Annotated in this window: 17 protein-coding genes; 13 read left to right on the forward strand and 4 right to left on the reverse strand. The window is 65.3% G+C overall.

The window, feature by feature from the left end:
- Positions 1–3 precede the first annotated feature (3 nt).
- From K8P63_RS16095 to K8P63_RS16145, 11 genes are all read left to right on the forward strand, one after another.
- Positions 4–1,269: a cation:proton antiporter gene (locus K8P63_RS16095; RefSeq protein WP_223797026.1), complete on the forward strand. Its 1,266-nt coding sequence runs from the start codon at positions 4–6 to the stop codon at positions 1,267–1,269.
- Positions 1,270–1,470: 201 nt separating this feature from the next.
- A complete protein-coding gene (locus tag K8P63_RS16100; protein WP_223797027.1) occupies positions 1,471–2,322 on the forward strand; it encodes a sugar phosphate isomerase/epimerase family protein in 852 nt (283 codons plus the stop codon).
- Positions 2,319–3,212 (forward strand): glycoside hydrolase family protein, encoded by an 894-nt coding sequence (locus tag K8P63_RS16105; protein ID WP_223797028.1) that lies wholly within the window; start codon positions 2,319–2,321, stop codon positions 3,210–3,212. Before K8P63_RS16100 ends, K8P63_RS16105 begins: the two co-directional genes overlap by 4 nt.
- A 41-nt stretch (positions 3,213–3,253) precedes the next feature.
- A complete protein-coding gene (locus K8P63_RS16110; protein ID WP_398287794.1) occupies positions 3,254–4,078 on the forward strand; it encodes a cytochrome ubiquinol oxidase subunit II in 825 nt (274 codons plus the stop codon).
- Positions 4,075–6,159, forward strand: coding sequence for a cbb3-type cytochrome c oxidase subunit I (locus K8P63_RS16115; protein ID WP_223797029.1), 2,085 nt, complete (start codon positions 4,075–4,077; stop codon positions 6,157–6,159). The genes K8P63_RS16110 and K8P63_RS16115 overlap by 4 nt, the downstream gene beginning before the upstream one ends.
- Positions 6,156–6,779 carry a cytochrome c oxidase subunit 3 gene (locus K8P63_RS16120; RefSeq protein WP_223797030.1) on the forward strand — a complete coding sequence of 208 codons (624 nt, stop codon included), beginning with the start codon at positions 6,156–6,158 and terminating at the stop codon, positions 6,777–6,779. Before K8P63_RS16115 ends, K8P63_RS16120 begins: the two co-directional genes overlap by 4 nt.
- Positions 6,776–7,090, forward strand: a complete 315-nt coding sequence (locus K8P63_RS16125) for a cytochrome o ubiquinol oxidase subunit IV (protein ID WP_223797031.1) — start codon at positions 6,776–6,778, stop codon at positions 7,088–7,090. Before K8P63_RS16120 ends, K8P63_RS16125 begins: the two co-directional genes overlap by 4 nt.
- Positions 7,091–7,118: 28 nt before the next feature.
- On the forward strand, positions 7,119–8,681 hold the full coding sequence (locus tag K8P63_RS16130) for a GMC oxidoreductase (RefSeq protein ID WP_223797032.1): 1,563 nt from the start codon (positions 7,119–7,121) through the stop codon (positions 8,679–8,681).
- The gene (locus K8P63_RS16135; protein ID WP_223797033.1) at positions 8,678–9,142 is read left to right on the forward strand and encodes a DoxX family protein; all 465 of its coding nucleotides are present in this window, start codon (positions 8,678–8,680) and stop codon (positions 9,140–9,142) included. Before K8P63_RS16130 ends, K8P63_RS16135 begins: the two co-directional genes overlap by 4 nt.
- Positions 9,139–9,585 (forward strand): cupin domain-containing protein, encoded by a 447-nt coding sequence (locus tag K8P63_RS16140; RefSeq protein WP_223797034.1) that lies wholly within the window; start codon positions 9,139–9,141, stop codon positions 9,583–9,585. The genes K8P63_RS16135 and K8P63_RS16140 overlap by 4 nt, the downstream gene beginning before the upstream one ends.
- On the forward strand, positions 9,582–10,388 hold the full coding sequence (locus tag K8P63_RS16145; RefSeq protein ID WP_223797035.1) for a VOC family protein: 807 nt from the start codon (positions 9,582–9,584) through the stop codon (positions 10,386–10,388). Before K8P63_RS16140 ends, K8P63_RS16145 begins: the two co-directional genes overlap by 4 nt.
- A gap of 35 nt (positions 10,389–10,423) precedes the next feature.
- Here the strand turns inward: K8P63_RS16145 and K8P63_RS16150 are convergent, their stop codons facing one another.
- Genes K8P63_RS16150 through K8P63_RS16160 form a run of 3 tightly spaced genes read right to left on the reverse strand, consistent with a single transcriptional unit; the run spans position 10,424 to position 12,575 of the window.
- Positions 10,424–10,780 carry a hypothetical protein gene (locus tag K8P63_RS16150; RefSeq protein WP_223797036.1) on the reverse strand — a complete coding sequence of 119 codons (357 nt, stop codon included), beginning with the start codon at positions 10,778–10,780 and terminating at the stop codon, positions 10,424–10,426.
- A complete protein-coding gene (locus K8P63_RS16155; RefSeq protein WP_223797037.1) occupies positions 10,777–11,772 on the reverse strand; it encodes an SMP-30/gluconolactonase/LRE family protein in 996 nt (331 codons plus the stop codon). The genes K8P63_RS16150 and K8P63_RS16155 overlap by 4 nt, the downstream gene beginning before the upstream one ends.
- On the reverse strand, positions 11,769–12,575 hold the full coding sequence (locus tag K8P63_RS16160; RefSeq protein ID WP_223797038.1) for an SDR family NAD(P)-dependent oxidoreductase: 807 nt from the start codon (positions 12,573–12,575) through the stop codon (positions 11,769–11,771). The genes K8P63_RS16155 and K8P63_RS16160 overlap by 4 nt, the downstream gene beginning before the upstream one ends.
- A gap of 241 nt (positions 12,576–12,816) precedes the next feature.
- Between K8P63_RS16160 and K8P63_RS16165 the strand changes: the two genes are divergently transcribed.
- Positions 12,817–13,158, forward strand: coding sequence for a hypothetical protein (locus tag K8P63_RS16165; protein ID WP_223799931.1), 342 nt, complete (start codon positions 12,817–12,819; stop codon positions 13,156–13,158).
- The gene (locus K8P63_RS16170; RefSeq protein WP_223797039.1) at positions 13,052–13,306 is read left to right on the forward strand and encodes a molybdopterin-dependent oxidoreductase; all 255 of its coding nucleotides are present in this window, start codon (positions 13,052–13,054) and stop codon (positions 13,304–13,306) included. The genes K8P63_RS16165 and K8P63_RS16170 overlap by 107 nt, the downstream gene beginning before the upstream one ends.
- Positions 13,307–13,310: 4 nt before the next feature.
- Here the strand turns inward: K8P63_RS16170 and K8P63_RS16175 are convergent, their stop codons facing one another.
- Positions 13,311–15,461, reverse strand: a complete 2,151-nt coding sequence (locus tag K8P63_RS16175) for a PAS domain-containing hybrid sensor histidine kinase/response regulator (RefSeq protein ID WP_223797040.1) — start codon at positions 15,459–15,461, stop codon at positions 13,311–13,313.

Consider the following 15,461-nt stretch of genomic DNA (forward strand, 5'->3'; position numbering starts at 1 on the left):
TCCATGATCCACGGCGTCTCGATCACGCCTTTCGACGCCGCCGCGATTCTGATCGTGCTGGCGGCGACACTCGGCTTCATCAACGTCCGCTTCCTCCATCTGCCCCAGTCGATCGGGCTGACCGTGATGGGCGCGATCGCGTCGTTGCTGGTGGTGGGCATCGACCGGCTGCTGCCCGGCGGCAACCTCAGCCACGACGTGGCGCGCTTCCTCGACGGGATCGACTTCCACCGCACGTTGATGGACGGGATGCTGTCGTTCCTGCTGTTCGCGGGCGCACTCCACGTCGACTGGCGCGAGATGCACCGGGGGCGCTGGGCGGTCATCGTGCTCAGCACCGCCGGGGTGTCGCTGTCGACCATCGTGATCGGGTGGGGCTTCCACCTGCTGACCAGCGTCATGGGTCACGCGGTGCCGCTCCTCTGGTCGCTGGTGTTCGGTGCGCTGATCAGCCCCACCGATCCAGTCGCCGTGCTCGACATCCTCAAGCGAACCGACGTGACGCCGACCCTGGAAGCGACGGTCGCGGGCGAGAGCCTCTTCAACGACGGCGTGGGCGTAGTGGTCTTCGCCATCCTGCTCGCGGCTGCGGCCGGGAGCGAGGCGTTCTCCCTAGCCAACGCGTCGGTGCTGTTCTTAAGAGAGGCCGGAGGCGGCGTCGTCCTCGGCCTCGTGATCGGGTGGGTTGCGGTCCAGGCGATGTCGCGGATCGACGAGTACAAGGTCGAGGTGATGATCAGCCTGGCCGTAGTGATGGGTGGCTATGCCCTCGCCAACAAGATCGGCGTCAGCGGGCCAGTCGCCATGGCGATAGCGGGACTGCTCATCGGCAACCACGGCGTCGCCCATGCGATGAGCGCCACCACCCGCGATTACCTGCTCAAGTTCTGGTCGGTCATCGACGATCTGCTGAACGCGCTGCTGTTCCTGCTGATCGGGCTGGAGGTGGTGACGATCCCGTCGGAGGTATTGCTGATCGTCATCGGTGTTGCGGCCATTCCGCTTGTGCTGATGGCCCGGGCCGTATCCGTGCTGATCCCGCTCGTGGCGGTGAAGCCGTTGCTGTCGCTAGGCCGCATGGCGCCTGTCACGCTGATCTGGGGTGGGATGCGAGGCGGTATCTCCGTCGCACTCGCGCTCAGCCTGCCGCACGCGCCCGTGCGCGACCTTGAGCTGACCGCCACATACATCGTCGTCTTGTTCTCGGTAATCGTCCAGGGAGGCAGCATCGAGCGTGTGCTGGCCACGGCATCTCGCCGCATCAGCTGATGCCGACTTGGGCAGGTTGCATTCGCATTTTCGCGTTCGCCATTAACCAGAGATAAGGGTAGTTGCTTGGTGAAGTCGTAACGATGCCTAATGCTCGGCTTCATGAGCCTCGTCGGGAAGGCCTGTCTCCGAATGAAAACGAGCGTGGCCGTCGCGGGCGAATCCGAATAGCTCGATCGTTCATCAATTCGGAGACGCGCCTTGACTAGCCTGCCTTTCACCTTCGGCATCAGCGAGTTCACGACGATGCCGTGGTCGTTCGACGAGGATATCGAACGCTATGCCCACCTTGGAGTCGACGCCATCGAGGTCGTCGAGGCCAAGCTCGACGATATGCGGTTCGCCGACCAGATGCAGTCCATCTCGACGGCGGGCCTCGCCATCAGCGGGGTGCAGCCGCGGGTCCGCACCTTCTTCGACAGCAGGATGATGCCAGACCCCAAGCCGCTCGACGAGCGGGTGGCGTGCCTGCGCCAGAGCATCGAGCGGCTGGGTCGATACGCGCCGGGCGTTCCCTTCATCACCAACACCGGGGCGCACCCGAAGGGTGACATGGCCGAGGCGATGAGGGTTGTGAGCCGGGAACTCAAGGAACTGGCCAAGGTCGCCGTCGACCACGGCGTCACGCTGGCGCTCGAGCCGCTCAACCCCACCTCGGTCAACGTCGAGAGCGCCATCTGGACCGTCGACCAGGCGTTGGACGTGATCGAGGCGACGGGCAGCGATGCGGTCGGCCTCTGCCTCGACTATTGGAACATCTGGCAGAACGACGATTTGGCTGCGGCGATCGCTCGCGCGGGCGATCGCATCTTCACGGTTCAGGCGAGCGACTGGCGCACACCGCGATCGTTCGCCGATCGGATCGTGCCGGGCGATGGCGCCATTCCGCTCGCGGACCTGATCGCCACGACGCGGGCGACGGGCTACGCAAAGCCATGGGTGGTGGAGATCTTCTCGAACGACGTTGCCGATTCACTCTACGAGGATGACCTGGAAATGGTCATAAAACGATGCCGGGACGGAATGGCGGCTGCCTGGGGCGAGAGCGCGTGAGTCTCGGCTTCGCTGTCGATCGGATCGACGATGTCCGGCTCGACGGGCCCGAGGACCTGCTCGCCAAAAACCTGATGAGCCCGTTCGCCTGGCGCGTTGCCGGAGACGCTGGGCTGATGCTGCTGGTCCGCGCCGTGCCGCCCAACAAGGGCGATGACGACGAGAGCGGGCGCATCTGGTATGGCCGCAGCGGCAGCGACGGGCTCACCTTCCGGATGGACGCAGCTCCAATCATCTGTCCCGGCAGCGGCGGGCATGACGCCAAAGGCTGCGAGGATCCTACAGTAGTGCAGACCGACGATGGCTATGTCGTCTTCTACACCGGCGTCGACACGGATGGGAAAGGTCATCTCCTCTACGCCACGGGCGCCGACATGCACTCGCTCGAGAAGCGCGGCATCGGCCTTCCCAACAGCAAGAGCGAGCAGAACAGCAAGGAAGCGACGCTCCTGCGCGCCGAGGATCGCTGGCAGCTACTGTACGAATATTCCCATGACGGCCACTCGCTTATCAGCTTGACCGATGGCGAGGGACCAAGCGGTCCGTGGCACGAGCAGCCGGATCCGTTCGGGCCACGAGAGGGCAGATGGGACGGGTGGCACCTGTCCACTGGGCCGCTGCTGCGCAGCGACCCTGCGCGCCCGGTAATGTTCTACAACGGCGCTACCGAGAATGCGCATTGGGGCATCGGCTGGGTCGCGCTTTCGCCTGACTTGCGGACCGTCGTGGCACGGAGCGACGAACCGCTGATCGCGGCACCACCCGATCCTTCCGGTCCGAGGGACATCTCCTTTGCCGCTTCCGTCGTCGACACCGAAGGGACGATCTGGCTCTATTACTCGCGCAACGATCGCGAGCTGAAGCGCGCCACCATCCGACAACTCGATTGAAGCGTCATCGGGCCACGGCCGACCTTGCCTGGATGAGGACAGTGACGGCGCTGGCGCTGCTCCCGCTCGGTGGCTGCGCGGCCCTGAAGCTGGGGGTCGTCAACCATGCGGGTCCGGTCGCGGCGGGCCAGTGGCACCTCTACCTGATCGTTGGCGCCGTGCTGGTGTTCGTCGCCGGGCCGGTGCTGCTGCTCGTCCCGATCGTCGCCTGGCATTACCGGCTAGCAAATAAAGACAGCGCGTTCAGCCCGAAGTGGAATTTCTCCTGGTCGCTGGAGGGGCTGATCTGGATCCCGCCCACCGGCATCGTCATCGGCCTCGGCATCTTGCTGTGGCACTACACCCACCGGCTCGACCCCTACCGGCCGATCGCGTCCGCGCAGGCGCCGCTGGAGGTGCAGGCGGTGGCGCTCGACTGGAAGTGGCTGTTCCTCTACCCGGACCAGCACATCGCGACAGTAAACGAGCTGGACATCCCGGTCGGCCGCCCCGTCCACATCCGGCTGACCAGCGGCACGGTGATGCAGTCGTTGCTGATCCCGCAGCTCGCCGGCCAGATCTACGCGATGGCGGGGATGACGAGCCAGTTGAACCTGGAGGCCAGTCGAGCGGGCGTGTTCCGCGGCGAGAACGCACAGTTCAACGGCCAGGGCTTCCAGGCGGAGAAGTTCGACGTAATCGCCCGAACGCCCGCCGCGTTTGCGACGTGGGTCGGCCGGGTGCAAGCATCGAACCATCCCCTCGATGCTGCGGCAACCGCCACGATCTTCCGACGCTCGGTCCTCCCGCACCCGGTGGCCTTTTCCGCAGCGCCCGATGATCTTTTTCGCCGGGTGCTCGCCCGGTCTCAGGAGTCGAGACGATGACCCAGGGCCTTTGGCCAGCCCTACTCGGCCGCTTCGACTGGCAGGCGCTGCCGTTCGTGCGCGCGTGGGAAACGCCAACTGTCAGCGAGATTATTGGCGCGGGAGCCGCGTCGATCGTGATCGTCGGCGCGATCGGGCTCATGGCGCTGCTCACCTACCTGCATGCCTGGCGCTATCTATGGAAGGAGTGGCTCACCAGCCTCGATCACAAGCGGATCGGCATCATGTACGTCGTACTCGCCTTTGTCATGCTGTCGCGCGCGCTGGTCGAGGCAGTGCTGATGCGGATGCAGCAGGCGAGCGCGATCGACGCGCCCGGCTTCGTCGAGCCCGACCATTTCGCGCAGCTGTTCAGCACCCACGGCAGCATCATGATCTTCTTCATGGCAATGCCGTTCCTGACCGGGGTCATCAACTATGTGACCCCGCTGCAGATCGGCGCGCGCGACGTCGCCTTCCCGCTGCTCAACTCGATCAGCCTATGGCTGACCGGCGGCGCGGCGGGGCTGATGATGGTCAGCCTCGTCATCGGCCGCTTCTCGACCGGTGGGTGGAGCGGCTATCCGCCCTATACCGAACTTGCCTTCAGCCCCGACGTCGGGCCGGACTATTGGATCTGGGCGGTGACGCTGGGGTCAGTCGCTTCGACCCTGACCGGGCTCAACTTCGCGACCACGATCTACAAGATGCGCTGCCCTGGCATGACGCTGATGCGCATGCCGCTGTTCGTGTGGACGGCGCTCTGCACTAGCATCCTGATGATCTTCGCGATGCCGCCGCTGACCGTCGCGACGGCGCTGCTCGCGCTCGACCGCTATTTAGGCGCCCACTTCTTCACGAACGACCTTGGCGGCAACATGATGATGTATGCCAACCTGTTCTGGCTGTTCGGTCATCCCGAGGTCTATATCCTGATCCTGCCGGCGTTTGGCGTTTATTCCGAGGTCGTGTCGACCTTCTCGTCCAAGGAGCTCTACGGCTACACCTCGCTGGTGCTGGCGACGATGGCGATCGCGGTGCTGTCGTTCACCGTTTGGGTCCACCACTTCTTCACAATGGGGCAGAACGCTAATCTCAATGCGGTGTTCGGCATCGCGACGATGACGATCGGCGTGCCCACCGGTGTCAAGATCTATGACTGGATCTGGACGATGTTCCGGGGCGAGGTACGCTTCACCGTGCCGATGCTCTATTCACTGGCGTTCATGATGACGTTCGTGCTGGGCGGCTTCACTGGCATCCTGCTTGCTTTTCCGCCGCTCGACTATCTCGTCCACAACACGCTGTTCCTCGTCGCGCACTTCCACAACATGCTGATCCCGGGGACGCTCTACGGTATGCTGGCGGCGTACCATTATTGGTTCCCCAAAGCGTTCGGGTTCCGGCTTAACGAGAGGTGGGGCCGCATCTCGTTCGGCTGCTGGGTCGTCGGCTTCTATACCGCCTTCATGCCGCTCTACGTGCTAGGCGCAAGTGGCGCCGCACGGCGGACGCAGGCGTTCTACGAGCCCGCGTTCCGGCCGTGGCTGTATGTTGCCGGAGTGGGCGCGCTGATTCTGCTGGGCGCGCTCGCCTCCCTGTTCGTGCAGCTATGGATCAGCATCCGCGACCGCGACGCCAACCGCGTGTTCGCGGGCGACCCGTGGGACGGGCGCGGGCTGGAATGGTCGGTGTCGGCACCGCCGCCGGAGTTCAACTATGCGGTGCTTCCGCAGGTCGCCGCCCGCGATCCATTCTTCGATGGCAAGCGCGCGGGCGATCCCTATGCGGCCCCCGCGACCTACGAGGACATCGAGGTGCCGAGGAACAGCATGACCGGGCCGGTGATCGGCATAGTCGGCGCCGCGCTCGCGTTCGCGCTGGTGTGGCACATCTGGTGGCTGGCGATCCTCTGCGCCCTCGGCATCGTCGCCGCTGTGATTGCCCGCAGCTTCGCGCGCGACGTGCACCGCACGGTCACCGCCGCCGAGGTCGCTAGGATCGACCGGCACTGGCGCGCCGCGGTCGCAGAAGCGAAGCCGATCCCACGCCACATCGAGACGACCTCGGCCAACCGGGGCCTCGCCGAGGTGCCGGCATGAGCGACGCGGTGAAGCACGCCGGCCTCAACCTGGGCGCTACCGACGAGGAGACGCACGAGCAGGCCGAAAGCGAGCTGTTCGGGTTCTGGGTGTTCCTGATGAGCGACGCGGTAATCTTTGCGCTGCTGTTCGCCACCTACGGCGTGATGCTGCCCGCCACCGTGGGCGGCCCGACGCCGGCGAGCGAATACAAGATCGCGCCGGCGTTCGTCGAAACGCTGATCCTGCTCACCAGCAGCTTCACCTACGGCATGGCCTCGATCGCGATGAAGCACGGCGAACCGCGCCGCGTGCTGCTCGGCTGGATGGGCGCGACGCTGGGGCTCGGCGTCGTGTTCCTCGGGCTGGAGCTGCATGATTTCGCGACGATGTTCGGCGACGGCGCTTGGCCGAGCCGCAGCGGCTATCTGTCGTCCTTCTTCGCGCTGGTGCCGCTGCATGGGCTGCACGTCTTGGTCGGCTGCGTGTGGCTGGTCGTGATGGCGGCGCAGGTGCTGACGTTCGGGCTCGACGCGCGGGTGAAGATCAACCTGCTGCGGCTAGGCTTGTTCTGGCATTTCCTCGACATCGTGTGGATCGCGATCTTCTCGGTCGTCTACCTCCAGGGGTTGATCCGATGAGCGGGTCGACCGACGACAAGCGGCGCGAGGTGCGTGGCTATGCGATCGGCTACGCGCTTGCGCTCGCGCTGACGGGGGCGGCATTCGCGGCCGTGCGCTGGCCGTCGTTCGCAGGCGGGACGACGCTCGCGATCGTGTTCGGACTCGCGCTCGTGCAGGTGGTGGTGCATTTCCGCTTCTTCCTGCACGTCACGCTGGCGCGGTCGGCGCGCGACGACCTGCTGCTGATCCTGTTCGCGACGCTGATCGTGATCCTGATGGTCTCGGGAACGCTCGTGATCCTCTTCAACCTGCGCCAGCGGATGATGTAGGCTGAAGGCGAACGGAGAAGACGGCGGCATGAGCGAGCATTACGACCTGATCGTCATCGGCAGCGGCCCGGGCGGCGCCTCGCTGGCGCAGCGGCTGGCGCCCACCGGCAAGAGCATCCTGATCCTGGAGCGCGGCGATTACCTGCCGCGCGAGGAGTCGAACTGGGATTCCAGGGCGGTGTTCGTCGATGGCCGCTACCAGGCCGACGAGACCTGGACCAACGCCGAGGGCCAGACGTTCAGCCCCGCGCTGCACTATTATGTCGGCGGCAACTCGAAGGTGTATGGCGCAGCGCTGTTCCGGCTGCGCGAGCGCGATTTCGGCGAAGTGGTGCATGCCAGCGGCATCTCGCCCGCCTGGCCGCTCGGCTACGATGCGTTCGCGCCGTACTACGACGAGGCGGAGGCGCTGTTCCACGTCCATGGCCGCCGCGGCGAGGACCCGACCGAGCCGCCGAGCACGACGCCCTACCCGTTCGCGCCGGTCAAGCACGAGCCCAGGGTCGCCGAGTTGTCCGACAAGCTTGAGGGCATCGGCCTCAAGCCGTTCCACCTGCCGCTCGGCATCCTGCTCGACCAGAAGGAGGACGGCAGCGCCACCCCGACCAGCACCTGCATCCGCTGCTCCTACTTCGACGGCTTCCCCTGCCTGCTTAACGGCAAGGCGGACGCGCAGGTGATCTGCATCGATCCGATGCTGGCCACGCACGACAACGTGGCGTTGCTGACCGGCGCCTATGTGTCGAAGCTCGGCACTGACCCCACCGGACGCAGGATCAACGCCGTGCACGTCACCCGCGCCGGCCGGGAGGAGGTCTACACGGCCGACACGGTCGTGGTCGCCTGCGGCGCGCTGTCGTCGGCGCTGCTGCTGCTGCGCTCGGCGAGCGAGCGGCATCCCGAGGGCCTCGCCAACAGCTCGGGACAGGTGGGCCGCAATTACATGCGCCACGACATGAGCATCGTCGTCGCGGTGATGCGCCACGTCAACGAGACGGTGTTCCAGAAGACGCTGGCGTTCAGCGACTTCTATTTCGGTGCGGACGACTGGGAGTATCCGCTCGGCCTGATCCAGATGTGCGCGACCAGCCACCCCGAGCAGATCAAGGGCGAGGAGCTGCCCGGCTGGCTCGAATGGCTGCCCGACATGCCGTTTGACCAGATTGCGCGCCACTCGATGGACTTCTGGCTGCAGGCGGAGGACCTGCCGCATCCCGAGAACCGCGTCTACTACAAGGATGGCAAGGTCCATCTCGACCTCGTCGAGACCAATCCAGAGGCGCTGAAGCACCTCAAGCGCAAGCTGAAGGACGTGCTGGCCAGGATCGGCTGGCCGGCGGTACTGCTCGAACGCTCGTTGTATCTCGGCAAGGACATCCCGTTGTCGGGCACCGCCCACCAAGCGGGAACCTGCCGGTTCGGGACCGATCCGGCGACGTCGGTGCTGAACCTCGACTGCCGCGCGCACGACGTCGACAACCTCTATGTCGTTGACGCGAGCTTCTTTCCCTCGATCGGCGCGGTCAACCCGACCCTGACGATCATCGCCAACGCGCTGCGGGTGGCGGACATCCTCAAGGACCGGCTGTGACGAGCGCCGCCATCGTCGCAGGCGTCGTCCGCTACGGGCTCGTGCTGCTGTTCCTGCCGTTCAGCGCGCTCGACAAGGTGCTGAACTTCGGCGGCGCGGTTCGCCAGGCGCAGCAGGTGTTCACGCCGCGGCCGCTGGCGACCGCCGTGCTGCTGACCGGCCTCGCCATCGAGGTCTTCTGCTCGCTCGGCGTCGTCACCGGCATCGCTGATCGCGCCGCTGCCTTTGTACTCGCCGGCTACTGCGCAGTGACGGCCGTGCTCTACAAGCGGTTCTGGGCGCCGGGCGACTTCTGGGTCGACCCGGACGGCAAGGGGCGCACCCTGTTCTGGGACTTCCTCAAGAACCTATCGCTCGGCGCAGGCTTCCTGCTGATCGTGGTCGGCACGGACGGGCGGGGGCTTCAACCGTTTTTCGATGCGCCGTTCGCCTCCAGCCACCCCTATGGGAGTTCCTCATGAGCGATCTCGGTCCGAAACCTGCCGTTCCCTACTGGCACCTGTACGTCGATGGCGACGGTGTCAGCCGGCAGGTACAATGCCACCTCAAGGGCTATGAGGCCAAGGGCGTCGGCCCCGCCGACCCGCAGTGGAACCTGAAGATGGAGCGCGGCGAGGCCACGCCCGTCTTCACCGTCCAGCCGATTGGCTGGATCGGCGATTGGCACGAGAACCCCGCGCCGCAGTGGATCGTGGTACTGTCGGGCCGCTGGTTCATCGAGAGCATGGACGGCACCCGCATCGAGCAAGGTCCCGGCGAGTTCTCGTTCGGCGAGGACCAGGGTTGCACCGAAACGGGGGGTAAGAAGGGCCACAGGTCCGGCACGGTCGGCGACGTGCCGTGCTGCCTGATGACCGTGCAGCTCCACCGCGACCCGCAACGCGAGCCCTGCGGGGTCAAGTGACGCTCACGCGGATAACCGGCTTCCGGCTCGTAACCGGCGACCTCGACCGGCTAGAGCGCTTTTATGACGCGCTCGGCTTCGCGCTCGGTGAGCGCGGGCCGATCGGCGAGGGCGAACTGCGCCTGCTCGGCCGCAGCGGCACCGGCGAGCGTCTGACGATGCGCCTCGGCCCGTCTCGAATCGACCTCGACCGTTTCGACCCACCAGGCCGCGCCTATCCGATCGAGGCAAACGCGGCGGACCTCGTCTTCCAGCACCTCGCGCTCGTCACCGACGATGCCGCCGCGGCCTGGGCTTGGGCCAAGGCGGCCGGCGCGATACCGATCAGCCGTGAATGCCCGGTGACGCTGCCGGCCTCGTCCGGCGGTGTCACCGCGGTCAAGTTCCGCGACCCCGACGGGCACCCGCTCGAGTTCCTCCAGTTCCCGCCAAACACGAACCCGAACTGGGCAGGCAGCGGCATACTGGGGATCGACCACAGCGCCATCTCGGTCGCCGATCTCGCCGCTAGTCGCCGCTTCTACGCAGATCATGGACTCAGCGCGGCAAGAGCGACGCTCAATCAGGGCCCGGCGCAGGTCGCGCTCGACGGCCTCGACAGCGTGGTGGCAGATGTCGTGCCGATGCATCCGGCGGCGACGCCGCCGCACGTCGAGTTGCTCGCTTATCGCCACCCGCGCGGTCGCGCACAGGCACCCCCCGAAGTCGACGATATCGTCGCGACCCGCATCGTTTGGTTGGGCGACCAAACCGCGTTGCTGCGCGATCCTGACGGGCATCTGCACCAAGTCGAACGAGGGTGAAGCGCTCGAGCGGCTAAGCGGCGCCATCCGGATCGTCACCGCACGATCCGGTCCGCACGGGCGGAGAAATCCGTAAGAGCCTGCCGCTTGGCCGCCCGGTTCAGTTCGGGACGGCCGTTGATCCGCGGGCAGTAAGCGGTCACGAGATAATTGACGATCGCCGCTTTATCCACGTTCGGGTGACGGGCGCGGATGCCGGCTGCGACTCCGGCGATCTCATTCTCATTCCCATGACCCAGCTGCGCTCCGGCAGCGCTGATCTGTGCCGGCGTTTCCTGCAGCGTTCCGGCGGCCTGACCGCTTTCAGGTGCAGGACATTCGATCGAGGCGTTGCTGCTCGAGCAACTAGCGGTGGCTGTCGCCAGCAACGCGATAATCATGGGACGGATCATTGGTTTCTCTCCGCTTCGCCCGCGCTGAGATCGATTGCGAGCAGGTATTTGGTCGCGGCGATGAACAGCCGCGGGGCGCCCGCGCTGCCGAACGCCAGGTTGGAAGCGACCATCGGCGTCGGGATGAATCCCAGCTTGCGCCGATCTGCCGACCAGACGTGGACGCCATCCGCCGCGCTGGTCCATACCCAACCGCGTGCGTCGACCTTGAACCCGTCGGGATAGCCGTGGTCGGTGTGGCAGAAGAAGCGGCGGTTCGACAGTGCGCCATCCTCGCCCACGTCGAAGGCGATGATCTCGTGCTTCGTGCCCGCCTCGAACCCCGGCACCTCGCCCAGCGACAGCGACGTATCCGACACGTAGAGCGTGCCGCCATCGGCGGTGAAGGCGAGGCCGTTGGGCTGCTCGAAGTCCGCCATGCGGGCGAGTGCGCCCGTTAGCGGATCGAAGCGGTAGACGCTGCGATGATCGAGCTCCGGCTCGGCGAGTGCGCCCTGATTGGGCATAACGATGCCGAAGATCGGATCGGTGAACCAGATGCTGCCGTCCGGCGCCACCGCCACGTCGTTGGGCGAATTGATCCGCCGGCCCTCGAAGTGGGTGACGATCGGCTCGGGCTGCGCGCTATCGTGGCCGCTTCGGCTGATGCAGCGGCGGCCATGCTCGGCATGAACCAGCGTGCCGTCGGGCAGGACAGCGTTGCCGTTCATGAACCACGTGCCCTCGATCACCACCTCGACGCGGCCGTCGGGATACCAGCCTAGCAGACGCCGATTGGGCACGTCCGACCATACCAGCCGGCTGCGCGACGCCTGCCATGTCGGCCCCTCGCCATGTACCGTGCCCTCGTGGAGCACGAGCAGAGGCGCATCGGGGGCGAGCATCTGTGCCAGCCGCTCGTCTTCGATCTGCACGCCTCGCCAGCCGTCCATCGGCTTCGGCGGCCCCGGCCGGCGCAGCAGCCGCGTCGGCAGCAGGTCGTCCCCGTTCACGCTCCAAGCGCCACCATTTTGGACAGGCCCCCATCGATGGTGAGGGTGGACGCAGTGATGTAGTCCCCGGCGGGTGAGGCAAGGAACACGGCGCAGTTGGCGACCTCCTCGGGCTGGCCGGGGCGGCCAAGCGGAATGAATTCGCTCTTCACCTTGCGCACCACCCACCAATCCTCCGCCGTCTGGTTCATCGGCGTCAGGATCATGCCCGGCGCGATAGCGTTGACGGTGATGCCGTCGCCCGCCACCTCGATCGCGAGCGTCTCGATGAAATGCTTCACCCCCGCTTTGGCTGCGGCGTAGACCGAGCTGCCCGATCGCACGATTTCGGCGTGGATCGAACTGATCGCGATCACTGCGCCTTTCTTCTTCTGTTCCTGCATCCTGCGCGTGCAGCTCCGCGTGGCGAGGAACGTGCCGGTCAGGTCGGTGCGCAGCATGTCCTCCCACTTGTCGAGCGTCAGCTTGGCTACTTCGATGCCATAGGTGTTGATCCCCGCCGAGGTGACCAGGATGTCGACGGTGCCGAGCTCCTGTTCGATGCGATCGAAACATTCCTCGACCGCGTGTTCGTCTCGGGCATCGCTGCGCATCGCCAGCGCGCGCCGTCCGTGAGCGCGGACCGCTTCGGCGGTCTCGGCCGCACCCTGCTCGTCATGAAGGTAGGTCACGGCCACGTCCGCGCCCGCCGCTGCGAGCGCCTTTGCGCAGGCCGCACCGATGCCCGAGTCTCCGCCTGTCACCAACGCAGTACGCCCGAGCAGGACGTTGGCGAATATCGCGGATGTAGCTTCGCTCGGCATGTTTCAATCCGTCCATATGCGTGTTGAGAGTTAGAACAGACTACCCGCCTCAATGGTCCGTCGTGCAATTTAGGACATACTGCGGACGCCGGCGCGACAATTAATGCATGTTGTGGATTTCGCGATCGCAGGCGGTTCGCCGTCCGCAAGCGGGCGATTAACACTGCCATACTAGCCGGGGTAAGATAGACGCCGGCCACTCAGGATGATTCCCCGTCGTCCCGTCGATTGAAGATATTCGATGGGCTTTGATCGCCGCCCGATCGCTCTCAACAAGCGATTACATATGCGCCCCGAGGTGGTATCCTGGCGAATGACCGCACGCGCCCTCGCCGAACAGAACCTTATCCTTCGCAGCCCGGACCCGCTCAACGCGGAAACGGCTCCGGACAACCTGATCGCGTCCTTCCTGACATCGCAGGCGCACTTCTACATTCGCAGCCACGGTCCAACCCCCGAGCTGGCCGACGATCATCGTGGCGCTCTACGGTCTAATCGATCGACCGCGCTCCTTCGCTGTTGCCGAACTTCAGGCTACATTTCCGACCCTGACTGTGACGGCAACGATGCAGTGCGCGGGTAATCGCCGGGCCCATCTACAGGGTGTGGAGACGACCTCGGGCGATCCGTGGGACGTTGGCGCGATCGGCAACGCGGAGTGGACTGGCGTCGCGCTCCGCGACGTCCTCGCCGCCGCCGGTATCAATCAGATTAGGTTACGTAGCGGCTAAGTGACTAACGTGCCGCGATAGTCGGCTCGCGGTCAGGCGTACTGCACGGCTGCGCTAGCATCTCCGCAATTTTGCCGGCCAGGTCATCAAGCGAGAACGGCTTCGTTATCATGGCCATGTTGGTGCCGAGAAATCCGGCGCGGATTGCGGCGTTCTCGGCATAACCAGTTACGAATAGAACCGGCAGCTCGGGACGGTGCTTGCGGGCTTCCTCGGCCAGCTGGCGCCCGTTCATGCCAGGCAGGCCCACGTCAGAAATCATCAGATCGATCTTCTGCTCGGAAGTCAGAATCGGCAGGGCGCTATCGGCCTCTTGCGCTTCGATCGCGGTGTAGGACAGCTCCTCCAGCACGTCCCGAACTAGCAGGCGGACGGACGGATCATCCTCGACCAGAAGCACCGTCTGCCCGCGCCCTTCCGGGGTCGATCCGACCTCCATCGCCTGCTCAGGGGCCGCTGCCTCACCCGCGGCAAGGTAGATCGACACCGTCGTCCCGACGCCTGGCTGGCTATGCACGCGGACTTGTCCGCCCGACTGCCGCGCAAACCCGTATACCATCGACATGCCAAGGCCTGTGCCTTGGCCGATCGGCTTGGTCGTAAAGAAGGGATCGAACACCTTTTCCAGCACTTCAGGCGTCATGCCGACGCCGGTGTCAGACACCGCGACCACAACGTACCGGCCCGGTTTCGCCTCGGGTTTCGCGGTCGCATAGGCTTCATCCAACTCGACCGTTCTGGTCTCGATCGTCAGCTGACCGCCGTCGGGCATGGCGTCGCGCGCGTTGATCGCGAGGTTCAGGATCGCGTTCTCAAGCTGGTTTGCATCCACGATCGCCGGCGGCACGTCGTCACCCGGCACGATGCGTAGCGCGATGTTCTCGCGGATGGTTCGCCGGAGCAGTTCCTCGAACGACAGGATCAGCGTGTTAGTGTCGGTAGGCTTGGCATCGAGGGATTGGCGCCGCGAGAAGGCGAGAAGGCGGGCGGTCAGCGCTGCGGCCCGCTGGGCCGACGTTGCTGCCGCATCCATGAACCTCGGCAGGTCGTCGGTGCGTCCCGCGGCAAGCCGTCGCTTCATGATGTCCATGGCGCCGATGACGCCGGTGAGCATGTTGTTGAAGTCGTGCGCGATGCCGCCGGTCAGCTGACCCACGGCTTCCATCTTCTGGCTCTGCCGCAGCGCCGCTTCAACCGCCGTACGGCTGGCCATCTCCGCCTCAAGCTCGGCCGTGCGCGCGATCACCTTCTGCTCAAGTGTTTGGGCAAGGCAGTCGAGTTCCTCCCGCTCGCTCTTCAGGAATCGTTCCGACGTAGCAAGCGCCAGCTCGGTGTTCTTGCGCGCTGTGATGTCGATAATCGTACCGATGAAGCGGAGTACGACACCGTTATCGAATACGCTGCGGCCTCGGGCGGCCACCCAACGTTCTTTGCCGTCTTCCAGACCGACTGTGCGATACTCGATATCATACTCCCCGCTCCCCCCTGGGTCCATTGCCTGTGTCACCGCTTCGGCGACGTCATCACGGTCGTCCGCATGCACCCCCGGGTAAAAAGTGCCGTCGAGCGTGACCGAAGCGGAGGGCGGTAGGCCGAACAGCTCTTTGCACCGATCGTCCCAGCGCAGAATGTCGGTCGCGGGATGATAGTCCCAAGTCCCAATGTTCGCGGCGCTGGTGGCGAGACGCAAACTGCCCGCGCTTTCTGCCAGTTCGGCCAGTCGATCCCGCATCTCGAACTGCTTCTGGCGCGAGCGCATCGCCGAGGCGATCGCGCTGGTCAGTGACGCTGTACCGATTGGCCGCTCTAGCACGATCGCGTTATTGACCAAGCCGACTAAAGCGGCACGTGTCGCCTCATCCCGACGTGTAGAGCCGGTCCGCTGGGCTGCCAGAACAACGAACGGGATGTCCGACCAGGCCGGCTGTGCGTCAAGGGCCGCTCGCAGGGTCGTGACGTCACCGCGCAGCGCCTCTTCGGTCACAAGCACCACGCCCGCCCGATCGTCGAAGGCAGCGGCCAAGCTCTCCTGGCCTTGATAGCTGGAAGCGTCATAGCCCTGCTCAGCTAGAACATGCCTGAGGCTTTCGGCATCGCGCCCAAAGGGCGCCGCGATCAATACCTTGTAGCCTTCCTCTGCAGTACGGTGTCCCAA

The sequence above is a fragment of the Sphingomonas nostoxanthinifaciens genome (genome assembly GCF_019930585.1).
Classification (GTDB): domain Bacteria; phylum Pseudomonadota; class Alphaproteobacteria; order Sphingomonadales; family Sphingomonadaceae; genus Sphingomonas_I; species Sphingomonas_I nostoxanthinifaciens.